Genomic DNA, 24,365 nt, shown 5'->3' on the forward strand with positions numbered 1-24,365 from the left:
GTCTGTTATACTAAAACCAGTCAATGCCATTGTAATAAGGGCGCTGACTGGTTTTTTTGGTCCAAAATTTAGCACAGTAAAAATTTAGCATATTAAAATTTTATAACCCTAATTCATAACAGTAAATAAAAGAGGTTACGATGCAAGTCTATCTGGTTGGTGGTGCAGTGCGTGATCAGCTGTTAGGACGTCCTATCAAGGATAAAGACTTTGTAGTAGTTGGTACGACCGTTACCGAGATGCTAGCAGCAGGCTTTCATCAAGTAGGCGCAGACTTCCCAGTGTTTTTGCATCCTACTAGTAAGGAAGAATATGCACTGGCGCGTACTGAGCGTAAACTTGGCCATGGTTATCAGGGCTTTAGTGTCCATGCCAGCCCAGAAGTCAGTTTAGCGGATGACTTGCAACGCCGTGATTTAACCGTCAATGCGATGGCCATTGAAGTGATTAGCCTCACGGATGATACGCCTATTAACGGTGAAGTAATTGATTATTATGATGGACTAGAAGACATTAGTAGCAGAACATTGCGCCATATATCAAGTGCCTTTAGCGAAGACCCACTACGGGTTCTTAGAACGGCGCGCTTTTATGGACGCTATTACGACTTAGGGTTTACCATCGCTGATGAGACCTTAACTTTAATGCGGCAATTGGTAAGCTCTGGTGAGCTTGCGCATTTGAGTGCTGAGCGTATTTGGCAAGAGTCAAGCCGCGCCATGATGCAGACCTCCCTCATGTCTATTGGCAGCAACTGTTTGAGAGCGGCGTATTAACCGTTTGTTTTGCCCCTCTACATCAGGCTTGGGGCAATGGACAAGTACGAGAGACGGTTCAAACCGCGCTCTATTTCGCCGGTCAGATGCGCTTAAATTTATCACAGCGTTGGGCATTATTGATGGCGAGTCTTGATCAGACGTTATTTAATGTTGATGACACTGATAGCACTGAGGCAACAAATACTGCCGTCAAAAATATTTCTAGTATAGGCAACACCGCTAAGGTACCTAAAGCGCAAACCCAGTTTGCTACCCTATTCGTTCAGCAAGCCGCAAAACTAAGCGCAATAAATGGTCTGACAGTGGCGCAAAAAGTTGATCTTATTCAAGCCTGTAGCGCCCATAAGGAGCCGGATAGACTCTCGCAGCTATTAGTGACTAGCCATGTATTACAACTGTCACAGCAACACCGTCAGATGATGTTAGCACTCAATAGCTTTCATGCCATTAGTATGGGCGACATTGCGCCCAATCTTGAAGGACCAGCTATTGGAGCGGCTCTACGTCAAGCGCGAATTGAGCATTTACAAGCACAGAGCATACCCAAAAACAAACCATAGAAAATAACTCATAAATAAGATTGTATAAAATAAGATTGAATTGAATAAAGTAATCTTGAATAACTTGAATAACTTGAATAACTTGAATAACTTGAATAAGTAGTATCGTTATGAATCAGCTATCCAACCATTCCGAATCAATCAACACGCTAGCGCCGGTCATGCTGGTCACCGGTAGCGCCAAGCGTATTGGTGCGGCTATCATTCGTGCCGCACATCGTCAAGGCTATCGGGTCATCATTCATTATCATCATAGCCAGTTAGAGGCCAATGCGCTGGCAGATGAGCTCAATCAGATTCGCGCCGACAGTGCTACCGTAATCACCGCCGATTTGGCAATTGTCAATGATTGCGATGCTTTAAATCAATTTACCGAAACCGTTATGGAGGCTTTTGGTCAGCTTGATGTATTGGTACATAACGCCTCGCGTTTTTATCCCACTCCACTTGGCAACATTGATTATGAGCAATGGGATGAGCTTTTTTTGACTAATGCCAAAGCACCCTTGCTCCTTAGCCAAGCGTTACACCCTTATTTGCAGATTCAGGGCGGTAGTATTATTAGCTTACTTGATATTCATGCTCATGATAAACCGTTTAGCAATTATGCTGTATACAATATGGCAAAAGCAGCGCACCGGATGATGGTAAAGTCTCTCGCGCTGGATATGGCACCTCATGTCCGCGTCAATGGGGTCGCCCCTGGGGTAAATGTATTACCGGAGACTGATAGTGATCAGGCGCTTGATGAGCAGCAGCAACACCGTATTGTTGCCTCTATTCCTATGCAGCGCATTGGTACGCCTGATGATATTGCTCATTGTGTGCTCTATTTAGCACAGGCCAGTTATGTCACTGGTGAGATTATAACCGTTGATGGCGGCCGCAGTCTGACTTTGGCTGGTAGTAATATTTAAGGAGCAGATGATCATATTTGAACAAAATACTAACTACTTAATATCTTTTACTTGAAAAACTAAAAAAATCAGGTATCATTGTGCGTCTACCGTTAGGGCCCATAGCTCAGTTGGTTAGAGCAGAGGACTCATAATCCTTTGGTCGTTGGTTCGAGTCCAACTGGGCCCACCATATTCAAACCCTTGTAAGCTACGTCTTATAAGGGTTTTTTATTGGCTATGGATTGGTGCAGTCTAAAAGTGTCGAATCTCTTCTTAACCTCGTCAGTTTGTAATTAGTCACAACTCTTGCACCAATCTTTCTAACAACGTAATGGCACGCTCTTGTCTGACCTGAGTAACACCTTGTCCTGCCCATAATGACAGATGTTCTGCATCCTCATTTTTCGCAGCATTAGCACGCATCGGACTAGTCATTGCATTTAATTGTGGATAAGGCGGCAGTTCATCTTTTTTATCGAAAACAGCAAAATCAAGTAGATATTCGTTCACAAGACCACGTGCCTGTTTGCCTGAAAACAGCCGAGTTAAGCGAGTTTCAGTACTCCGATTACCAAGACTTGTATCCAGTAGAGCCTGTTTATAAATGTCATTAATGCCGGATTCATCGGTAGTCAAAAACGCAGTACCAAGCTGAGCCAGCTGTGCCCCAGACGCTTGTATAGCCCTAATACCTTGCCCCGTCATTATGCCACCTGAAGCAATCAAGGGAATGTCAGTACAAGCACGCGTTTGCCCAATCAAAGTTAACAAACCTAATGGATCGGCCTCGCTTTCTGGCAACCAACCACCGCGATGTCCTCCAGCTTCCATTCCTTGTAAGCATACTGCATCCGCACCAATTTCTGCCCATGCCTGCGCCTCCAACGGATGATTGGCTGTACCTATAACGCAAGTCCCAAGCTGTTGTAAACGCTGTACTTGCTCAATACTAACAATACCAAAAGTAAAACTAACAACAGATACAGGATTTTCATAGAGTACTTGTAGCTGCTCAGCGAAACTTTGTGCTGGCCTATCAGGAAGCGCTGCTTTTATATGATGCTCTCTATAATACTGAGTGAGCCAATCTGGCATTGAGGTGTCAAAAGTACTGGCATCCTGGTCTGATAGCACCATTAGATTAACCATAAAAGGACGCTCAGTAAGTGTTTTTATCATATCAATTTGGCTATTTAAAGCAGCTGGTGCGGTCATGCCTGCCCCTAACGAGCCAAGGCCACCGAAATCACTAACAGCAGCAATCAGTTCAGGCGTTGTTGCACCGCCTGCCATTGGTGCTTGAATAATGGGGTAAGTTATTCCAAGTTGGTCTAATAACTTCATTGGTTATATTTCCTGTTGATAATATTTGGCTATGATTAAAGCATATTAAATATTAAGAGTACTTGCTGGATTTAATATCCGCGAACAAGTCATTTAGGTACTACTACCGTGTCAAGTAGAGCAGCGATTGCATGTAAACGATAAACAGATAAATGACAGTCGTCTAACAAAGCGCACTAGATGGTCGTTCGTTATGAGGTAAATAATCGATCTCATTCTTTAGTAAATACTTAGTTCCAGAGGTTAATAACTAGAACATATTGGCTCGTATAGTCAACTGTTTAATCAGAATCTTATTACTAAATGACGAAGTCAATATAGCAAGGCTAATATTGAGCATAGGGATACTCATACATACATCATATTAATTAAAAACTGTGTATCTAACTCTAATGCTTGCTGGCCTGTTTGCGCGGCTACGATGATACCCTCGCCAAACACAAATAGAGTATCGGCCTTCTGCTTAGCATTTTCTGCACTTACCTGTTCAAACTTATCAAGTAGCCATTGCCTAACCTCAGTTTTATGCTGTTTGGCTATTTGATGCGGGGAAGATTGAGCATCTGAATACTCTGCGCAAGCATTAATAAACATACAACCATAAAAGTCCTCTGATGACGTCCAGTCTTTTAGGAAGGCTAAGTAATACCTAGCAACATCTGCTGCTTCCTTAATCTCAAAACTATCCAAGTAATCTCTTAATTGAGTCATAAACATCTGATGACGATATTTAAGCACTTCTTCGATTAAGCCATCTTTATTACCAAAATGAGCATACAAAGTCCGCTTGGTAGTCCCTGCTTGCTTTGCTAATAGCTCCACTCCACTGTCGTGAAAGCCTTGCTTATAAAAGAGCTCATAACTTTTTTGTAGAATGGTATCTCGCAATTCCATTGGCTCTGTCTCCTGTTCTTTTCGTTCCTATTATTTTATTCAATAAAAAACTATTATTTATATATACCGTTCGGTATACTTACGTAATATACTGACCAGTATACCAGCAGTAATACTTTTAAATTGTTTATTTATTATAGGAGCTAGTATGCATTCATTTTTTAATTGGCGTAAGTTAAAAGGTCAAGTCAGCCAATGCCCGAAAAGGTTGCCGTTATCGATGATAGTAGTGGCTTGGCTGGGCGGCACTATCGCAACAGCAACGCTTGCTATATTAGGAGGCTCAATAGAACTCGTTATGATTCTAGGATCATTTGGTGCAAGTTGTTTACTGATATTTGCGTATCCTACCAGCCCTTTTGCGCAGCCAAGAAACGTCATAGGCGGGCATGTTATTGCGACCTTTACGGGACTGGTATTTATGACATTATTTGGTATTCACTGGTGGAGTATGGCAATGGCTGTAGGCACAGCCATTGCGCTAATGCTGATATTTAGAATGCCGCACCCGCCTGCCGGGTCCAACCCTTTGATAGTCATGCTCGGCGCGGTAAATTGGAGTTTTTTGATAACACCTACCCTGCTCGGCTCTATCGTCTTGGTAATAGTAGCGCTGATTTATAATAATTTAGGTAAGGATAAGCAGTATCCAACGTATTGGTGGTAAAAGCCTACCTTTGATAGAAGACAGGTATTTATATTTAATTATCTAAATACTCCCCTAACCAAGCCAAAAACTCATCGCTGGTCGTCGATACATTCAGGCGTAGATGCGTCGAGTCGTGAGCGTTGGGATGAAACAGTTGCCCCGGTGCGACAAGCCAGCCTTCCTTATAGGCATCCAACGCCAACTGCGCGGTATCTTGCCCAGTATCTACCCACACAAAAATACCTGCCTGCGTATGTTCCGGATAAACAAGCCCAATCTTAGGCAAGGCTTTACGCATCTTTTGGTGTGCCGAATACAGATGCTGCTGAACCTTTTTGAGCTGACGACGGTATTCTCCTTGCGTCCATAATCGATGGATCACGCGCTCCCCAAACTCTGGCGTGTTCATAGTACTTAATGTTTTAACCCTTAATACGTCATCAACAAACTCATCAGGGCACACCAGCATACCGACTCGCCAGCCTGACGCCATCGATTTTGAAAACCCTGTCGCATAAAACACCCGCTCGAACTGGTCGAGACTCGCATAACGCAGCGCCTGACCATTGGGCACAAAGGCGGCGTATAAATCATCCTCAAAAATATAAGCATCATGCTCATGTATAAGATTAAGCACTTGATGAGCACGCGCAGGATGCAAGTTATAAGACGTTGGGTTGTGTAGCACGCTGTTGGTTAAATATAGCTTAGGACGATGCGCTACAAATATCTTTTGCATCTGCTCGATGTTGGGACCTTGATGGTCGCGCTCGACAGCTACGACGTTTAACCCTTGTTGTTGTAAGCAGCTTGATAACCAATACCAGCCTGGACCATCAACCAATACGGTATCGCCTACTTGCGTGAGCAGTTGCGCGACCATCGTTACCGCTTGCGATACGCCCGCTGTCGTAATCACATTGTCCGCATGGGTTTGCATACCGAGCGTATTCAAATTCTGCGCTAACTGCTGACGTAGCGGCAAATAGCCTTGAATGTCACCATAATCATAGATAAAGCTATCCGCTTGTTGAGTCACTTGCCGGATTGCCCATTCCATTTTGTCATTGCGTACCCAATCACTTGGTAAAATCCCTGACCCTGGGGAACGGTCACGAGGGATATCACTAAACACCTGCTGCACCAACCAGCGCGTATCTATTACAGGGTATTTTGCGGTGATATCTGTATGACTGTTTGGCTCAACTGAGCTTGCCACCGCATTGACATAATAGCCTGAACTGGGCTTGGCTGTCAGCACATTGATGGCGACTAATTGCTCATATGCCTGCACTACCGTAAAGCTCGAAATATTCAGTAATTTTGCTAATTTTCGTACAGAAGGCACGCGCTGATTGGGCTGGTAAATTTGCCAGTCGATACGCTGCTGGAGCCATTCAGCAACGGCAGCGGTCTTGGTTAAATTAGGATTGAGCTTATAGGTCTCTACCATAACTGCATACGCTTGTTTTTGTATAAGTGGATAAATTGTTACGTTAGAACGAACTATACACTTTGTTCATTGCTGATGGAACTGTATCGGGTCTGTTATGGTTATTTGGACTATAGTTGGGTTAATCGATAAGGATTAAAACAATTAGGACGAGAACTAGAATGGCTATGACAGTGATGACAGCAAGTTTTGAAGGCAGTGTGATGGGGCTTGCTATTTTCATGCTGGTCAATTCAATCACGCCAGGACCGAATAATTTGATGTTGCTACATGGTAGCGTGAAGTGTGGGTTTTGGCAGTGTCGCTGGCATATGCTTGGTATTACCGTCGGTGTAACTATCATGCTTTGGCTTAGCTACTGGGGCATGTCAGCGTTAGTCGTCAGTTATCCTGCCATCATGCTCGTTATAAAAGTGTTAGGTACGCTATATTTATTATGGCTGACGTATCAGATGGCCAAAAGCGACTTTACAACGTTTGTTCATGAGGCGCTGCGACGAGAAGCATCAGGTGAGCAAGTGGGTAACGTGAAGCCGCGCTTTGGTGAATTACCCCTTACTTTTTGGCAAGCTGTCCTGTTTCAGTGGCTCAATCCTAAAGCATGGACGATGACCATGGTCGCACCAAGTGTGGCTATGTTCTATGCTGGCAGGCCGTGGTTGGACAATTATCCACTGCTAGCCGTATGCGCTGTGGTCAATATTCTATCGATTAGTTGCTGGGCAGCAGGCGGACATTGGCTACGCAAGTTGGTACATCTGCCCCTAGTCATGCGCGTAATTCACGGGGTAATCGTGCTAATGACGCTCTATTGTGCGCTGACACTTTGGATGTAAATAAAGACTGCTAATAACTAGCATTAAGTCACTAATATCCAATTACAATTATTTAATAATCATTTTTTAGGCCAACTATATGACCCCTTTACACATCGCATTAGCTGTATTAGTTGCCTTTATTTGGGGCGTGAACTTTACCTTTATTGCGTGGGGGCTTGAAAGCTTTCCGCCGCTAATGCTCACTGCCCTGCGCTTTTTCTTTACAGCCGTTCCACTGGTTTTGTTTCTCAAGCCGCCCAAGTTTAACCGTACGTTATTTATCTATGCCATCGGTACGTTTGTCATGCAGTATGCTTTTGTATTTACTGCCATGCATTTGGGTGCATCAGCAGGGTTGACAGCGCTAGTACTACAACTTCAGATTTTTATCACCGTATTGCTGGCGTATGTCATATTGGGTGAGGCAGTAAGTCGCATACAGATCATAGGTATGCTGGTCGGCGTACTGGGTCTAGGCGTGATCGCGCTAAATCTTGGCGGTGATATGCCTTTGCTTGGGTTTGTCTGTATCTTGATTGCGGCAATAGGTTGGAGTTTTGGCAACATTGCATCAAAACAGGCATCAAAGCAAGCCGCCATAAAGGTGACGCAGCAGGGATCTGGCGTGTCCATTGTCTCGTCTACTACTGGCAATAATAAGGTATCCGCGTTGTCTGCCCTAGCTCTAGTGGTATGGGGTGGTCTGATCGCCTGTGTAGTTTTGACCCTATCTTCTCTTATATTTGAAACTGATGCATGGCAGTTGGCGACGTTTAACGAGGCATCACTCAAGTCTTGGCTGTCGCTTGGGTTTATCGTGTACATCTCAACCCTTGTTGGTTTTGCACTGTGGGCGCATTTGCTTAGTCAAAATATTGCCTCTAAGGTTGTGCCGTTTGCTCTATTAGTGCCAGTATTTGGCATGACAACCTCGGTACTGTTTATAGGGGAAGTATTGACGTGGTGGAAGATGCTGGCAATGCTGTTGATCTTGTCAGGGCTGTTACTAGCAAATGTTAGGTATGGGCTAGGGAGAAAATCTGCTCATAAGTAGCAGTAAATAATCTAATTTGCCAGCATTGGTTTTATTAGGTTTAATTTTTTTAACAGTGAGCTCTACGAATAGAAAACCAGTCTATAAAAATAAGGTCGCTAAACCGAATGCATGAAAAACAAAATTTTAATAATATACTGGGATTTTCATTTGCTTTAGTAGCGGCAGCTCTTAATGCGACGATAGGCATATTTAGTGTGCTATTAATGAATACAGGTTTAAAAAGCAATGATATTGCCTTTCTAAAAACGATTATTGCTTTCATCTTGCTATCTGCGCTGTTAAGTAAAACGCCAAGACAAATTCAATATAAGCGGCTCATCACTACTGAATTTATCACTCTCAGTAACCATTCCAGTGATAAATCCAACAATAAGCGAATCATAGGGGCAGTTGCTATTTGTGCCTTTCTTGGCATTTTTACTTTATTCGTATTTGAGACCAAGGCTTATGAGTATGGCAATCCTGCTAATGTCGTGGTGATCTTAATGGCAGCAGCAACCATATCGGCAACGCTATTTGGCGCACTATTACTTAAAGAAAGACTATTATTAAACACCCTTATTGGTGTGTTATTGGCAGTCGCTGGAATATTTGTGATTTCGTGGACCAGTAGTGTAAATTTAACCTTGGTGTTTTTTGCAGTGATGGCAGGTAGCGGCTACGGGCTATTTTCAGTATTGATGCAGCGTTTTGGCTTGCAAGGCGGGATTTATTTAACCAAGTATTTATTACTATTTGGCAGCCTTTTTTTATTCATTCCTTTTATTGTCACCTTTGAGCCTGTCAATATAGGATATCAATCCATTTTGGGGCTGCTGGGCTTAGCTATTTTTCCAACTATTATAGGGTTTTATTGTACTACCAGCGCTTTAAAATACTTGCCTGCATCAAAGGTGCAAGTCATTGAATTATCAGAGCCTCTGTTTGCTATGTTTTTTGTTTGGTTGATATTGCATGAGGATGCAACTATGAGGTTTTGGCTTGGAGCAGGATTGGTTATACTCGGTATTTTAAGTATCACCAACTCCTCTAAAAAATCTGCTGAGTAAATAATAACGAATAAATATTTAAACACTATATCTCAACTGTCTTTTTTAACTATACGCTTCGTTGAAGGTGGGTAATTCTCGAGTAAAGACGCAGGACGTATAGGACGGCTGGTTAAGTTACCTCCGCAATTGGGGCAATGATTGTTTAAAACACTAGTCGTACAAGATGTGCAAAACGTACATTCAAAGCTACAAATCATTGCATCAGTAGCATCAGGCGGCAAATCTCTATCACAGCGTTCACAATTAGGTCTCAGCTCAACCATATTATTCTCCACTTTTAATTAGTAGTGTTAAGTGATATTGAATACCTTATTCAATATCAAACTCCATGCGCCTTGCCGTTGTTTGCATGGTTTGACTATCTAGTAACTTTTCCACACAGTACAGGCTGGCATGAATACCCGCACTTATCCCTGCTGATGTTACCAGCTTAGTAGTCTCGTCACTGGCATCGACAAAACGGGTATTAGCGATGACCTCAACATTAGGATAGAGGGCTAAATTATCCAAATCCATCCAATGGGTGGTTGCGGATTTGCCAGCCAGCAACCCAGATTGGGCTAACAGCAAAGCCCCTGTACATACTGAAAGCGTCAGCTCTGCTAGCTTGGATTGACTGATAATCCAATTAATAACTACTGGATTGTTTATCTCAACCTTTTCCGCGCCATAACCGCCAGGAATAACTAAAATGTCTATAGTGGGATGATTGTCGAAGCTATAATCAGGGATAACAGTTAAACTATTTCTAGCAGATATCGGCGCTTGATACTCGGCAATGGTAATAACGTTAAAGTGCTTATTATTGACGTTGTCTTCAGCTAATGAAAATACCTCAAAGGGCCCTGCAAAGTCCAATACTTCGACTTCGTTAAATAGTAATATCCCAACGGTTCGTGTTGATATCATGTTTTTCTCTCAAGTTGGTTTTATTGAATGAAACATCGCTTATTCATACGTTCATAATTAAACTAACCCTAGTTTACATTTTCAATTAGCGCTGCCATTTCATCCGCTTTTGTGGTTTTAAGCTGTTTAAGACCTGCAACCACCCCTGATCTATTATCAGTCGATTTATTTTGGCTCAACTTAAACTGCGCTTCAACATCGGTGATATCGACACGAATACCGACAATGGCTCGGCACATAGCTTGAATATACTTCTCTGGTGCATCATCAAGTGACCAAGGATTTGGTTGGCTAACTTCAAAATCAGCCGTTTGCTTTGACAAGATATCAATAAGCGCTTCTGGTTCAGTTATTAAGCTGACGTTACCAGTGACATGTATGCTGCGATAATTCCATGTCGGTACTTCTTTGTGCGTTACCGCTTTACTCGGATACCAATTAGGGCTGATGTAATGACCATTATCTTGAAAAACAATCAACCACGGCGCGCTAAGATTATCTCTATTATTAATCGCATTTACTTTGGCAATATGACCATATAAGCAACCAAACTTACTTGCATCATCCTGCCAGTACATCGGAATATGACAAGCTTCAAGTCGATTAGCAGTTTGCGTAATAACAGTAGCTTGAGGTTGATCTTTGATAAAGGCTTGTATAGTCTCAAAGTTGTTTTCTTTAAAAGGTTTAGGGGTGAACATCATAGGCTCCAAGTCGTTTTGTTATATACATGACCCCACTCTCAACTTCGAAAGGTATTGAAAAAAGAAGAGCACCTCATTAATCTATTGTTTTCGACCAAGAATACAACGGAGTCATGAGATGCCCATAGAAGAATTTATCATCAATATCTATTTAATGGTAGAGCATTACTACAAAACAATCGTCACCGAACCGTTACGAACGGGTGGTTATTCGCCTAAACTCAGTGATCCTGAGATTATTTGTATGGAAGTGGTGGGTGAGTTTTTAAATATGGACCAAGACAAACAGATTTGGCAATACTTTAAGCAGCATTGGCAAGCATGGTTTCCAGCGATAGGCTCATACCCTAACTTTGCTAAGCACTGCGCCAATCTATGGCAAGTCAAACAACGGATACACGATAAAGTCAGTGATATAGAAGGCCGTGACAATATTCATCTCATTGATGGCTTTCCCATACCTGTCTGTCATTATGGACGAGCTTATCGGCATAAAAACTATCAAGACCATGCCGCTTTCAGTTACCGTGCCGCCAAGCAAGAAAAGTATTATGGCTTTGAGGGACATCTACTGATTAACTTATCAGGCATGATTAAGGGTTTTACTATCGCCCCTGCTAATGTTGATGAAAGAGACGTTGCACCTGATATCACTGATAACATTCATGGTCTGCTTGGCGCTGATAAAGGGTATATCAGCCCTAAGCTCAATGACTACTATCACTCTCAAGGGATAGATCTACAAACACCATTGAGACGTAATATGAAAGATGACAGACATAAACCCCTACTAAGACGGTTAATGAAAGTCCGCCGTACGGTTGAAACCGTGATTGGTCAGTTGTCAGAACGATTTAATATGCAAAAGGTACGGGCTAAAGACTTATGGCATCTATCTCATCGGCTTATTCGTAAGATTCTGTCGCATAATCTGTGCTTTGTGCTCAATAAACAACTTGGAAACCCACCACTTCAGTTTGAGCTGCTTATTTTAAGTTGAGAGTGGGGTATACATGGAGTAATGGTATTACTTTACGACCTAACCGTACCGATGCATTTTTTAAAATTACCAACAAAGTGTATAGTTGGATAGCCCTTAACAATTATGTGCATAATATATGACTTCTAATAAGCCAACTACGCTATGAATGACACTCATTCGCTCAATCTTAATATCAGTAAAACCGCTGCTGTGGTCGAATGGATACAGCAGCGAATTGATAGCCAAATATATAAACCGTACCAGCGAGTGCCTTCTGTACGCAAACTAGCCACGATTTTGGATGTTTCGAGCTTTACTATAACTCAAGCTTATGAGCAGTTAGTCGCTACTAACGTGTTGACGGCTAAGCCAAATTCAGGTTATTACGTTTTACCTCAAGTCACTCAAAGTAGAAATCTAGAGATTTTGTATAAAGAACCTGTGGTCGATACTAGCTGGCTAGTACAGCAAATGTTTAGCGATGTTCCTAATCACCGAGCACCAGGTTCAGGTGAGCTACCTGTTGAATGGATTAAAAATGATAGGATGCAATGGGCGGTCAGGCAAGTTAACCAAGATATTGATAGCTTCATCTATAATTATGGTGACATTCAAGGCTACTTACCTTTGCGTGATCAATTGACCCAGTATTTAGATTTGCTAGGTATTCATACCAGCGTCGATAATATTATCACTACAACGGGGGTTTCGCAGGCTATTTTGACGGTTATTCAACTCCTATTAAACGTAGGTGATACGGTCATAGTAGATAGTCCTGGTTGGTATTGGACGTCTAGCACTTTGCAGCAGCAAGGTTATCATGTCGTGTCGGTTGCCCGCGATCATCAAGGCTCAAATATCGAACAGATGCAGCAAGTATTAGAGAAATATCGTGCTAAGCTATACATTACTAATAGCGTACTGCACAATCCAACCTCCTATAATCTGCATCCTGCCCGCGCCCATCAAGTTTTAAACTTAATGCATGAATACGATGCTTATATTTTTGAGGATGATTTGTACGCAGCGTTTTTACCTGATGAAAAGCCGCTTAGGTACGCTAATATAGACCAGTTTGAGCGGGTGTTTTATGCCACTGGTTTTTCAAAGTCGATGGCGTCAGGCTGGCGAGTGGGCATGCTGGTCAGTCCTGATAGATTTATCAATCAAATCCTTAATCTTAAAACCCTTAGCAACATGACGTCGCCAGAGTTTGGTGAGCGCGTTATTCATCGTTTATGGACGCATGGTGAGTATCGTCGTCAAATTAAAAAGGTGCAGCAGCAGTTATATACCGCTCATGAAAGACTGCGTAAAGCACTACCAAAGATTGGACTTATCTATCCTGAGCATACGCAAGCAGGAATCTTTATTTGGGTGGACACGGGGCAGGACACGGGGAACCTAGCACTGGATGCTTATAAAGAGAACTGGCTGGTTGCACCGGGGCAGTTATTCCATCCTGATGCCAATGTTTCGACATATTTGCGCCTAAATGTATCGACGACCAGTGATGAGTTTCTGAAGTGGTTGGGTGTGTATTTAAACCAAGTCAATAATTACTTATGAAAACTTACCTCGGATTTCAACACTTATTTTATAAGGACAACTTATGACTGCCGCTCACACGCCTATCTTTTGGCGCGATTCTAGAATGCCCCATATTGAGCTGCGTAAAGTCGCTGATGGGCGTAAGGTTTGTTATGATCTTCATAGTCATACCCATTGGTCTTTAGGCGCGATTACACAAGGCGTAAGTACCTTTATTTATCGTGATGATAGCTATCATGTCAGACAAGGCGATTTAGTACTGATGAATTCAGAATGGCCACATGCCTGCAACCCTATCGAAAACCAGCCTTGGGCTTATCTCATGCTCTATGTAGATACTACTTGGCTGACGCAGCTGCGCTATACAGAAGGCTTATTACAACAACCGCGCTGGCAAGATATCGCTAATGCGGTTATTACCGATAAGCACCTGTATCAAGGCTACTGTACAATGGCGGCGACCCTTTTGGACGACAAGCGCGAACTACTTGATAAGCAAACCAAAGTGGTTGAATACTTATCTGCTCTTATGCACACGCTTGATAATCAAAAATCGGTACTTGATAAACAGACGCCCGCAGCATTGAATAAATTAGCTAGTTACTTAAATGAGCACTGCACTGAGGAATTATCGCTTGATGAGTTATGTACATTGAGTGGCTATAGTCCAAGCCATCTTATTCGAAGCTTTAAGCAGTACTTTGGCATGACGCCCCATGCCTATATCGTCAATAAACGTATTCAATATGGACAGCGAGAGTTAAAAAAAGGCGTAGCTATTATCGATACCGCTTTAAGTGCTGGATTCGCCGACCAAGCGCACTTTCAGCGTACCTTTAAGCGTTTAGTAGCAGCCACGCCCAACCAGTATCGTAAGCCCTTACCCGAATAGTAAAAACAAGCAACTACCTGCCAACAGAACGGCTAACACTCGATTGATAGTCCGTAGATTTTTGGGTTGCTGGACTTGCTGTCTTAAAAAGGCACCAGCATAGACCCAACAGCTTAACGATAGCCAACATATTGGCAAATATAACGCCGCAAATAACCAAATCTGAGCAAGCTCTCCATTATTAGTATAAGCACCGATGCTAGCGGCAGAAGCAATCCATGCTTTTGGATTGAGCCATTGCATCAAAAACCCCGTAAAAAATCCAGGTACTTTTGCTATATCTTTATTATTGATTTTGCCATCATCACAGGCCAAGCGATAACTCAAATAGAGTAAAAAAGCGATACCTGCCCATGTCAGCCACTTCTCGAAAACTGGAAAAGTGACTAGCAAGGAGCTAAAACCGTAACCTATGGCTAAGAATAAGATAATAAAACCAAGCGTGGCACCAGTGACGAAAGTTAAGCCCTTGGATAGAGGGTAGCGCGCCCCACTGCTTAAACCAACGATATTTACTGGACCAGGAGAGATGGAAGCCACTAAAGCAAAGGCAGACATTGGCAAAATTAAGGATAAGCTCATGGCTGTTACTCAGTTAAAACATTGAGTCTGCCTGAGAGCTATTGTGAAATATTGAAGAAAATTACTTAAGAGATATCCTACCAGTAAATTGCGCGCTAGTTGTCATCCATACCTACTTTATCAAAGTGAATGCATCTTGAGACAGCTTAGAGGTGATAAGTTTAAATCAATCAGGGTGTAACGCTTGAGTTAAGTATGATGCAGAATAAGAGAGATAAAAAAATCTGCGAAGACTATTGGACATATAATAATAAAGTAGGTTTTATTAGACACATACAATCACTTTGCCAAAAATACGAGCTTAGTTCTCATATGTTATTTGAGACGATATCAAAATGCTACGCTTTTTTAGATGATGTTCTCTGTAAATACTGCGGAAGTGCTTGTCCGATTGAGGTGCCAGCAGATATTCCTTATATGCATTCGAAAATCGGTGGTGTTTCAAAAAGTATGCTGGCATTAGACGAAGCCATAGTTGATATAAAAGAACACCATATTGAACGTCTTAAAGTGATTGTCGAGTTTCTTAGAAAAAGCACAAGTCTTTCTAACTGCTCGCCTCAATCGGTGTCTTAAACGGCAATTATTACCTTCTATGCCAACAGTATATCTTTTACCAATCTGCTTAGGGTCTGCCTTGAAGGCAGTTTTAAAGCTATCCCAGTTGTCCATGCTGATTGAACCATAGCTCACCTTAAGTTTCTTAAGACGAGCTCGAAGCTTTTTAGCCGTGGCTAAAACATGGGCAACAATCTCACCAGTATCACGGTCATAGGCGTAGATTAACCATACCTTCTGCTTCTTGCAACGTACGTATGTCCAGAACTCATCAACTTCTAAACGCGAGTAGTAATGCTGCTTTGGTGAGGTCTTATAGATCGATGAGCCTATGGTGCTTAGTATCTTGCCAATGCTGACAGAGGTGATAGTGGCAATGTCTCTAACACTACAGCCTCGTACTATCATCAGTCGTATCTTATGCTCTATTTTAGAGTGGCAACCCTGATAGGTAATGGCGTGGTCGCCAATGAATTGACGTTTACAGTCTTTGCATTGGTAGTTTTGCTTACCATAGCTTTTTATACCGTTTTTCTTTAGACTAGGACTGTGGCAGTCGGGGCAATTAATCTCTATTTGTGTCTTCATAACCTCAAATATAGCATCTTTGCTTTGGCTGGCACCCCTCCTTTATTTACTCAGCATACTTTTTGATACACCACCCGATATTTTCAAGCGCCCATAAAAGCCCTGTTAAATAATTTTGCCCAAAAGTAGCTGTGGTTTCTTGATGAAATAATGCAACAAATGGTGATGGATTTGTATCAATGGCTGCTTCTACTGCTTGTAAGAAAAATATTGGGCTAGCTTCTGCTAATGTTGGCAATAAACTATCAAGACTTCCCCATCGTAGCCAATCACTTGCTTGAAATAAACTATGCACTGTAGTATTTGCAATGTGTTCAGCTTTGCCGTCTGAGCAGTTAGAAAGTGAGTCAGATTTATTACCTAAAAGGGCTAAGGTTTCCGCAACGCCCTGACGTAAACTATGGGAATGAGGTAAAAATTTATCATAGATGCTAGCCATATAACGTTCATCTTTTGGTAGGTCAAATGATGGATCATCAATTTGTAATATATCAAGAACAACCTGCATAAACCGTTCTAAATGATCGTCAAAAATCCTTGCTCCTAAGTCAGACCAAAGCTTTTTGCGATCTTTTATAAGCCACAGTCCATTTTTGTATGAGAAAGGAGTGTCATGAATAGCTAGCGTGTTTCTTAACTCCGCTATCCAAGTATCGTAGTCTTCACCCACAATAATAGATACGGCTTGTTTATCGGCTTCATTTTTTTCATTCCAACTACCAACCAGATTTGCAAAAGCTAGTTGCTCGGCTGATTTATGATTGCTCCAGTTAGTGGACTGAGCTGGTAACTGCGGAAGGTTAGCAATTGATGCTAGATGTTCAGGAAGATATGCCAATTTTGGTGTTTCAAAGTGTTTCTTAATATCTTCAGACAAATTCTCTAATGTAATAGTGCCTGCATTTTGATTAAACTGTTGAACTTCAGCAATTATTTTGCACCAAATTTCATGAGGTGATTGCTTGTCAAATTGAGCAATGTGCGATTGCATGAGTGAGGAAACGACACTCCCTTTCTTATCTAAATCATAACCTAGCAAATGAAAATGTTTTAAAAATTCAAAAAAATCATTGTCAGATATATCACTACCATGTGCTTTTTTGAGTTGGGATCTAAAAGCATCTCGTTTACTTCTTGCATTATTAGAGCTAAATTTTGCTCGATCAATTTGTCTAGAAAATTCAGCAAAATCCCGTGTATGACGCGCTTGTTCTAGAATAAAGTTGACACTATCAATGTTTGTTTTACTAATAGGTCCAGTAATCAACGCAATGACATCTTTCCCTTTACTAAAAACATCTTTATCATTAAAGTCAGCCCATGCAGATTGAATCACTTCTTCAAATATACTATTGTTTTCAGTAATGTTAATTGAATGCTTTATTTGACCTAAAAGTCTTCTGTTATCATTACCATTACTTGGATTCTCTATTGTAATAATTACATCATCTGTGTTGTATCCTGCGATTTTACCTTGTAATTTAATTTCTTTAATTGGCCAAGACGGTAAGCAGGGGGCGTAGCCACCTGTTAGCATTAAAGTGACAAACTTTGCTTGAATGGCATTCTCGAAACTTGCACCACCACTACCTGTAGAGAATGGATTGCTAAGTTGTTTTTGTTTTAAATTCATGGCTTTCACTTTTTAATTACCTACGATGTCTTATAAATTGCAAAAACTTTCAATTCAAGCACTCATTCCATAAACACTATAGCCCGCCATTTATAGAAAACATGCAATGCTTTTAAAACAAGCAGAAAGACAACCCACTCTCAGCTTAGTTATGCGTTTATAGAACGTGCTTGACGAGTCGTCATTATATTTCTATATAAGACTCTAGTTTCATAGGAGTATATTTTATTGAAGACGGGTACCTAAACAAACTTACCATCAAATGCACATCATAATTCTAAGTCTGTTTTTTTGAAGCCCTTCAACCACTCTTTCAAGTCACCAATATCAAACGCTTGTGCCCCGTAGCCAATAGTAAGCAAGTCCTCAGGTAAGTATTCATCAAACTTCTCAACCAGTTTATTAGGTACGGTTTCGGCCAGCTCGGTAGCAGATGGCAGTGGCTGAGTGGCAAGCTTTTGTAAAAACTGATGGATTTGAATCGAATCAACTTCATTCACGCGAATGACACCTGCATAAACCTCAACGATGAAGTCATGTCGTATCAGTAATGCTACTAAGGTGTTCACAACCTTATCGCCACGCCACATAAATATATAGCTATTGCCGTCTTGGTCTATAACTGGCTGGTTGTTTAAATCGTACCTTCTAAAAGTATCGATACTTTCTGAGAACAGTTGCCTTGCCGTCTCATCAGCAAAATCTACGTGATGGTTACCCACTTGAATACGGTAATCGCCATTGCTTAATATCTCATACATCTCTTGACGGACTCGGTCATGTATCGACATGCCATCGCCGCCAAAAGTGGGAGGCTTGCCACCACCTTTGACGGAGATTACATCGACCACCTTTTTATCCATGTCGATATTTTTGACTTGCCAGCGTCTACCGCTAAAAATAATATATTGCTCAGGTATTAGCATGGTTTCGACAGGTAAAGTGCCAAGCGTTCTGTTACCCGTCACGATACGATATTCTTCTAGGGTTTTAAAAACAGCGTAAAAAGTATAATGACCGACAATGCGTTCACCAATAATCCCTAATACCAATTGCTGATTACCAAGCTGGGTAAGCAATTGCATCTGCCCCATCTGGGTAAGCAGCGACTTAAAGTGCACCGGTTGTATTTGCTGAAACGGTCCTTGTTTACATAGCAGCATATAGAGCTGGTCAGCACGAATACCGCCCCATTGACCGATAGTCGCCAGCACTTGATGCAATAGCGTTGAGAAATGATACAGCGAGGTATCGGCAGGCTCAAACCACTTACTGATAATCAGCAGTCGTATCATCGCCAGTGACTGAATTAACTTAAGACGTAGCTTGTCAGTGAGACTGGTATCTTTATCGATTTCTTTTTCGGTGATAAGCATTCTTAGTACCGCTGAATCGCCACGTCTGCCTGAACGCCCAAGCCGCTGCCGCAAGCTGGCAACAGAATGCGGTGCCGTCACTTGTACAACCGTATCAACCTTACCAATATCAATCCCCAGCTCTAAAGTCATGGTGCATATAGCAGTGGTCGGAAGTGCTTCTTTTTGCAGTCGTTTTTCTAAGCTTTCTCTAAGCTCTTTTGACAATGAGCCATGATGAGGGAAGAATTCATTAGGAACAATATTATACTCACACAAATCACTAAGCTCTGTAGCTATCATCTCTGTGCGCTGACGACTATTGGCAAAAACCAGATGACTTCCACCTCGGCAAAACCGGTATAAATCAGCACAAACTTGCGCCTCAGCAGTATAAGGGTGCTCAATACCCATATTTTTAGAATCAGGGTTTTCAACATCAATGTTTTTAGAGTCTGCTTCAAACGCCAACTTACTTGGCTGCACATAGCCCTTTACTTGTACCTTAATACTGGCTTTCGCCTCATCTTCTTCAATGATGACGCAAGGGAATGACTGATTAGGCCGCAATGATTGCGGTACGCTTTCTAAATCACCTAACGTCGCGCTTAATGCGACCCGTGGAATAGGTGAGTCCAAACGTTCAGTGAGGTGCTCAAGGCGCGTTAATAATGACAATAAGTGCTGACCGCGCTCGCTACCTAAGAACGCATGAAACTCATCAATAACGATATATTTTAAGCTGCCAAAAGCTTGCTTTACCCAGCCTGCATCTCGAACTAATAAGGATTCAAGTGACTCAGGGGTAATCAGAATAATGCCTGATGGCGACTTTTTTTGTTGCTGTTTTTTACTGCGCGGGCTGTCACCATGCCAAGGTGTTACTTGCATATCTAGTAATTTTTCTAAGCTCTCTAGCCTGCGATATTGATCATTGATTAGTGCTTTTAACGGGCTGATATAGAGAATCCCTACTCCTTCACTTTCTCTCTCACGATGGTCGATATTCTGCTCAGAATCTGTTGTAACAAGGACGCTACACGCTGGCAAAAAGAACGCTTCCGTCTTGCCAGCAGCCGTTGCCGCGCTGATAAGCACGTCGGTTTGCCCAGATAAAATGGGGGCAATTGCTTTGGCTTGTACCTCGCGTAATCCATGCCAACCTTGATTAAATATCCAACGTTGAATGCGACTATCTAGCTGAAGGTGGGCATCTCTCAAGGGTAATTTCTCATCTACTTTGTTAGGGTCGCCCACGGCTTATAGCTTAAAATCGGCAAGTCCGTCTTCTTCATCCATACCATTCATACCAATGTCCATATCGGATGGCATTTCAGGGTCAATAGATACTGAGTTAATGAGCTGATCCCATGAAATATCTGGGTTTTGGTCAATGACAGCTAACATATCCAAAAACGCTTTAATGGTGTTACGAGGCGTTCTAAAATAAGCATCGCCAATCGTTTGACTACAATGCTGTAAAAAGGCTTGTAGCGATTCCTCAGGTACTAGATATTCAGATTCATCACCGCCTGCATAGACGTGACGCAGGTTTTTAAGCAAAATGTATAGCTCTTCTGGCGTGAGGCTAGCCAAATGTAATGCTGGTGACGAGTAGTCAATCACCCCTGCTTGCTTGGCAAAGCTATTGTCTGCTAAACGCGTTTGTAAGGCATCATAGCTATATAACCCTTTACGCGGGTCAAGTAAGAATTCGGGCGTGCCCCCTAATAAAAACCCTAGATGCTCAGCGGTACCTTGCAGGCAGTCATTTAAGATACGCAAAATTTGCTCGTAATTGGCTTGGCGTGCTTGGGTACTATTGAGCTTATATAAGTTAACCATCTCATCAAGATTGACCAGCAGCCCTTGATAGCCTGCTTGCCTTACAAATAAGCTCATCAATTTGAGGGCATCATAAAAGGAGGCGTCAGATATAATAGTACGCACGCCCAAGTCCCGTCTGGCATCAGTCTTAGTCGAGTACTCTGCTCGCAGCCAACGAATGGCATTCACTTTTAACTCATCATCACCGTCTTCGTGTCCCTGCCAATAGGCTTCGATAACCTTAGCAAAATCATAACCACCAACCAACTCCGTCAACTCGGCTAGCTTGTGTTGGATGATATCGCTAATAGCCTCACCCGTACTATCCGCTTGTTTGCGGGCTTCGGTAATAAAGCGTTCGACCACACTGGCTAACCCATTACCATCCGGTTTATTACGAGTAGATAAATTACGCATAAGCTCAGAATATAAATTCCTTGCTTGTCCAGACGATGCTTGGATACGCCTATCAGGCGATAAATCAGCATTAACAGTGACCAGCTTTCGCTCAAGAGCAATCGCCCTTACCACACTCAGAAAAAAGGTCTTGCCTGAACCATATTCACCAATAATAAGTCGAAATGCTGAGCCGCCATCAGCAACGCGTTCAATATCACTTATTAACGCTTTAAGCTCATTGATGCGCCCGACTTGGATATGCTGGATACCGACCTTGGGAGTGACCCCTGCCTTCAATGACTGAATAATAGCGTCACGCTCTTTTGCTCTGATTTTTTTACTGGCCATTGTTTATCCTTGCTAGTTTTTAGAATTGGTTTTTATATTTAATCCAATGTTTTTAACTCTTCGACAATCTCAAAATCAATCACTACCTCATCATTATCTTCGAATACCGGCGCATCGACATTATCATACGCCCAATCGTTAATAGTTTCGATAGCGCCATTTATCATCAGGTTTAGTGACTCACATAGGGCTTCAATTTCTGCTCGCGGCCATACTTCTTTGCTAATTAACTGCTGATAAAGCCTGCTATGAATACTATCTAAACCTTTGGTAACGGACTCATTAGCGGCATTAACGTCAGTATGGTTATCTACTTGTTCATTGGGTAGTGAATCACTGTCCGTTCCTATATCGTCATTATCTGCCGCAAAGATACTGGCCAGCATTGCTTTAGCATCGCCTGTTTCGCTTTCATACGAGGCCAATAATTCTGCATCAAAACTAAATGACTTATTATTATGGCTATTGTCATTGGCACTCTTCTGCTGTGCCGCATCACTCAACGTTGTGGCTACCTTTTTAGCGGTGGTCAAATGATGGATGTCGCTAACCGCTGACGTTTTATCAAGTCCTAAAGCCTGATATAACTTTTCAATTTGTTTGATTTGACCGAGTTCGACATTACCATTAGCCAAAGCAACCAAGATAATGAAGCGACTGATAAAGCCAATATGCGGGTCATCAAGCGTTGCCAGCTTTGCCTTTAGACCTGCCATATTGGACGGGGTGTTTAGTCGCCATAGCAGATAAGCCGTGAGTGATACTTGTTCAATGGTGGTAAGCTGAGTATCTCGATCGATAATTGTCAGCAGCGTCTCTACTTCTCTTTTATCAACACAACCGTTAATGGTCGCCACCATAGCCCCCAATCTCAGCGCCAAACTGACTTGATAAAACGACGCACTCGGTTGAAAATATTGTCCATGACCTCTATCAAATAACACCACATGACCATCTAGCTTAAGACTGGTCTCATGATAACGTTGGTCTGGGACAATACCAAACCCTGCTAACTCCGCTAAATTTACGATAAGCTCATTATGCTTTTTAGTCAGTGATTTAGTTGAGGATTGCGGTAGCGGCTCGTCTAAATGTGCCCATAACTCTTTCGTCGTCGTCAGCCCTTCGTCATTTTGGATAACAGACTCAGCCCAAGTTTGAAATTCGTGTATCACTGCATATTTTTCTTGATGCGCTTGCTGCTGAATAAGCGCTGGTGGCAGTAGCATAATGGCGGCTATATCGCCTTCAGAGTGGCCTTCTTTACCCAAATAGCGACTATAGGCATCCAAAGTATAGTTGCATTGTTCTGCAATCGCTATCAGCTTTTTGACAGGCGCTTTTAGACCGCTGGGGTCTGGCAAATCATCCATAGTGAGCTCGATACTGACGATTGAGCGACTGGCCGCATGATAGCTGATCTTCAATTTGGTTTTATTAGGAGCAACAATAAAGCCATTAGGATAGGTTTGCTGATAGATAATATCGAATAAGGCTTTAAATGAGTCTTCACAGCGCTTGGCCGGCGTTTTAAAGTTATATTTATCAGAAAATACCAACCACTCCCAAGCTAAAGTCGCAGGAATAGCTGATTTTAACGCGACTGTTTTTGCTAAATGCATCTTAAATCTTAGATTTTGGCTGCTAGCTGGTGGCGGTAAAAGCTGCGCGGCTCTTTTCTTATCTTCAAACAATGGTGAGCGGATAAGGGACATAAACTCTAAAAAACGAACTGAATAGTTGTTAAAGGAGGATTGCTTACCATAAACATTATGCAGCCGTAATATCTCATTATAGAGAGCGATAAACTCGTCGTCAGAAACGGTATCATTATTAATATTATTAATATTTTCAATAATTCTACGCTCAAACCCGCCAAAATAGATAAACACATAGCCGATAGGCGTGTTGAGATGCGCGCGGTCTGATGCCAACCAATCTAGATAAGCGCCGCGACATGCTGATGACAAGCGCGCATAACTTGGCCAGTAGCCAAGCGACTCATCACTATGAATTTGTGAGATACTGTGTATGACTTTTGGCGGACTAACTAGCAGGCCTTCATCTACCAACGAGGGCTCAGTAATATAACCCGTTAACGCCTCGAGGTGCACGCCTGCGTAATAAAACCCGCGCGCTATTTGACGCTTATTGATCGTAAGAGCTTCATGCTCTGTAACCCAGAGCCCTAATTTTTGAGTCGATGCAGCAGCCTTATAGGTGGGTTTATTAGAGGATATGATAAAGGTTGCTAGCTCATCCACACTATCATCATCATTATTATTATGATTCTGTTTTCTGGTCTTATTTTGGCTATGTTGATGACTTTGGCTACTTTGGGTATTCGGACTGGCAAAGTTGTTGGGATTGGCCACTTTCGGACTGACCACGGGCTCGTCATTGCGGGCAGACGGCTTTATATCAGGCGGCAAGCTTATGGATTTAGTGTGCCCTGTTTTATAACTTTGAGGCTCATACTTTTTTTTGAAAAGAGCAAGCACATCTACAATAAAATTTTTCATTAAATATGAG

The 24,365-nt window shown here is 42.2% G+C and carries 22 protein-coding genes and 1 tRNA gene; 11 read left to right on the forward strand and 12 right to left on the reverse strand.

From position 1 onward, the window contains the following. The first annotated feature begins 140 nt into the window (after positions 1 to 140). The 4 genes from U1P77_RS13535 to U1P77_RS05695 all read left to right on the forward strand — a co-directional run bounded on the left by U1P77_RS13535 (position 141) and on the right by U1P77_RS05695 (position 2,428). Positions 141 to 776 (forward strand): tRNA nucleotidyltransferase/poly(A) polymerase-related protein, encoded by a 636-nt coding sequence (locus U1P77_RS13535; protein ID WP_414479045.1) that lies wholly within the window; start codon positions 141 to 143, stop codon positions 774 to 776. Then, positions 698 to 1,339 (forward strand): hypothetical protein, encoded by a 642-nt coding sequence (locus U1P77_RS13540; RefSeq protein WP_414479046.1) that lies wholly within the window; start codon positions 698 to 700, stop codon positions 1,337 to 1,339. Before U1P77_RS13535 ends, U1P77_RS13540 begins: the two co-directional genes overlap by 79 nt. A gap of 110 nt (positions 1,340 to 1,449) precedes the next feature. After that, positions 1,450 to 2,256, forward strand: coding sequence for a pteridine reductase (locus tag U1P77_RS05690; RefSeq protein WP_321156395.1), 807 nt, complete (start codon positions 1,450 to 1,452; stop codon positions 2,254 to 2,256). Positions 2,257 to 2,351: 95 nt separating this feature from the next. Then, positions 2,352 to 2,428 (forward strand) — tRNA-Ile (locus U1P77_RS05695). Positions 2,429 to 2,535: 107 nt separating this feature from the next. Here U1P77_RS05695 and U1P77_RS05700 read toward each other — a convergent pair. Further along, entirely contained in the window at positions 2,536 to 3,582 is a 1,047-nt protein-coding gene (locus tag U1P77_RS05700) for an NAD(P)H-dependent flavin oxidoreductase (RefSeq protein WP_321156396.1), read from the reverse strand. A gap of 348 nt (positions 3,583 to 3,930) precedes the next feature. Further along, a complete protein-coding gene (locus U1P77_RS05705; RefSeq protein ID WP_321156397.1) occupies positions 3,931 to 4,476 on the reverse strand; it encodes a TetR/AcrR family transcriptional regulator in 546 nt (181 codons plus the stop codon). A gap of 148 nt (positions 4,477 to 4,624) precedes the next feature. Here U1P77_RS05705 and U1P77_RS05710 point away from each other — a divergent pair, with 148 nt between their 5' ends. After that, positions 4,625 to 5,143 carry an HPP family protein gene (locus U1P77_RS05710; protein WP_321156398.1) on the forward strand — a complete coding sequence of 173 codons (519 nt, stop codon included), beginning with the start codon at positions 4,625 to 4,627 and terminating at the stop codon, positions 5,141 to 5,143. A 34-nt stretch (positions 5,144 to 5,177) separates the two neighbouring features. On the opposite strand, the gene U1P77_RS05715 is transcribed toward U1P77_RS05710, so the two are convergent. After that, complete coding sequence (locus U1P77_RS05715; protein ID WP_321156399.1) at positions 5,178 to 6,578, reverse strand: aminotransferase-like domain-containing protein; 1,401 nt, start codon at positions 6,576 to 6,578, stop codon at positions 5,178 to 5,180. A 161-nt stretch (positions 6,579 to 6,739) separates the two neighbouring features. On the opposite strand from U1P77_RS05715, the gene U1P77_RS05720 reads away from it, so the two are divergent. The 3 genes from U1P77_RS05720 to U1P77_RS05730 all read left to right on the forward strand — a co-directional run bounded on the left by U1P77_RS05720 (position 6,740) and on the right by U1P77_RS05730 (position 9,502). Then, positions 6,740 to 7,414: a LysE family translocator gene (locus U1P77_RS05720; protein WP_321156400.1), complete on the forward strand. Its 675-nt coding sequence runs from the start codon at positions 6,740 to 6,742 to the stop codon at positions 7,412 to 7,414. Between the two features lie 79 nt (positions 7,415 to 7,493). Continuing rightward, positions 7,494 to 8,450: an EamA family transporter gene (locus tag U1P77_RS05725; protein WP_321156401.1), complete on the forward strand. Its 957-nt coding sequence runs from the start codon at positions 7,494 to 7,496 to the stop codon at positions 8,448 to 8,450. A 107-nt stretch (positions 8,451 to 8,557) separates the two neighbouring features. After that, positions 8,558 to 9,502, forward strand: a complete 945-nt coding sequence (locus tag U1P77_RS05730; RefSeq protein ID WP_321156402.1) for a DMT family transporter — start codon at positions 8,558 to 8,560, stop codon at positions 9,500 to 9,502. A 32-nt stretch (positions 9,503 to 9,534) separates the two neighbouring features. Here U1P77_RS05730 and U1P77_RS05735 read toward each other — a convergent pair whose 3' ends face one another. The 3 genes from U1P77_RS05735 to U1P77_RS05745 form a co-directional block, all read right to left on the reverse strand. Continuing rightward, positions 9,535 to 9,768 carry a DUF1272 domain-containing protein gene (locus tag U1P77_RS05735; RefSeq protein WP_321156403.1) on the reverse strand — a complete coding sequence of 78 codons (234 nt, stop codon included), beginning with the start codon at positions 9,766 to 9,768 and terminating at the stop codon, positions 9,535 to 9,537. A gap of 46 nt (positions 9,769 to 9,814) precedes the next feature. Next, positions 9,815 to 10,414 (reverse strand): DJ-1/PfpI family protein, encoded by a 600-nt coding sequence (locus tag U1P77_RS05740; protein WP_321156404.1) that lies wholly within the window; start codon positions 10,412 to 10,414, stop codon positions 9,815 to 9,817. A 68-nt stretch (positions 10,415 to 10,482) separates the two neighbouring features. Further along, entirely contained in the window at positions 10,483 to 11,118 is a 636-nt protein-coding gene (locus U1P77_RS05745; protein WP_321156405.1) for an FMN-binding negative transcriptional regulator, read from the reverse strand. Positions 11,119 to 11,236: 118 nt separating this feature from the next. Here U1P77_RS05745 and U1P77_RS05750 point away from each other — a divergent pair, with 118 nt between their 5' ends. The 3 genes from U1P77_RS05750 to U1P77_RS05760 all read left to right on the forward strand — a co-directional run bounded on the left by U1P77_RS05750 (position 11,237) and on the right by U1P77_RS05760 (position 14,543). Continuing rightward, positions 11,237 to 12,118 carry an IS982 family transposase gene (locus tag U1P77_RS05750; RefSeq protein ID WP_321156406.1) on the forward strand — a complete coding sequence of 294 codons (882 nt, stop codon included), beginning with the start codon at positions 11,237 to 11,239 and terminating at the stop codon, positions 12,116 to 12,118. A 144-nt stretch (positions 12,119 to 12,262) separates the two neighbouring features. Further along, complete coding sequence (locus U1P77_RS05755) at positions 12,263 to 13,669, forward strand: aminotransferase-like domain-containing protein (protein WP_321156407.1); 1,407 nt, start codon at positions 12,263 to 12,265, stop codon at positions 13,667 to 13,669. A 43-nt stretch (positions 13,670 to 13,712) separates the two neighbouring features. Next, positions 13,713 to 14,543, forward strand: a complete 831-nt coding sequence (locus U1P77_RS05760; protein WP_321156408.1) for an AraC family transcriptional regulator — start codon at positions 13,713 to 13,715, stop codon at positions 14,541 to 14,543. Here U1P77_RS05760 and U1P77_RS05765 read toward each other — a convergent pair. From U1P77_RS05765 to U1P77_RS05790, 6 genes are all read right to left on the reverse strand, one after another. After that, the gene (locus tag U1P77_RS05765; RefSeq protein WP_321156409.1) at positions 14,532 to 15,125 is read right to left on the reverse strand and encodes a LysE family translocator; all 594 of its coding nucleotides are present in this window, start codon (positions 15,123 to 15,125) and stop codon (positions 14,532 to 14,534) included. The genes U1P77_RS05760 and U1P77_RS05765 overlap by 12 nt on opposite strands. A gap of 459 nt (positions 15,126 to 15,584) precedes the next feature. Continuing rightward, positions 15,585 to 16,271, reverse strand: coding sequence for an IS1 family transposase (locus U1P77_RS05770; RefSeq protein WP_321156410.1), 687 nt, complete (start codon positions 16,269 to 16,271; stop codon positions 15,585 to 15,587). A 46-nt stretch (positions 16,272 to 16,317) separates the two neighbouring features. Further along, positions 16,318 to 17,904, reverse strand: coding sequence for a hypothetical protein (locus U1P77_RS05775; protein WP_321156411.1), 1,587 nt, complete (start codon positions 17,902 to 17,904; stop codon positions 16,318 to 16,320). A 269-nt stretch (positions 17,905 to 18,173) separates the two neighbouring features. Further along, positions 18,174 to 20,516 carry a DEAD/DEAH box helicase gene (locus tag U1P77_RS05780; RefSeq protein WP_321156412.1) on the reverse strand — a complete coding sequence of 781 codons (2,343 nt, stop codon included), beginning with the start codon at positions 20,514 to 20,516 and terminating at the stop codon, positions 18,174 to 18,176. A 3-nt stretch (positions 20,517 to 20,519) separates the two neighbouring features. Further along, positions 20,520 to 21,833 (reverse strand): ATP-binding protein, encoded by a 1,314-nt coding sequence (locus U1P77_RS05785; RefSeq protein ID WP_321156413.1) that lies wholly within the window; start codon positions 21,831 to 21,833, stop codon positions 20,520 to 20,522. Positions 21,834 to 21,871: 38 nt separating this feature from the next. Further along, positions 21,872 to 24,355: a tellurite resistance TerB family protein gene (locus U1P77_RS05790; protein WP_321156414.1), complete on the reverse strand. Its 2,484-nt coding sequence runs from the start codon at positions 24,353 to 24,355 to the stop codon at positions 21,872 to 21,874. Positions 24,356 to 24,365: the final 10 nt, after the last annotated feature.

The organism is Psychrobacter sp. LV10R520-6 (assembly GCF_900182925.1).
In the GTDB taxonomy this organism is placed as follows: Bacteria; Pseudomonadota; Gammaproteobacteria; order Pseudomonadales; family Moraxellaceae; genus Psychrobacter.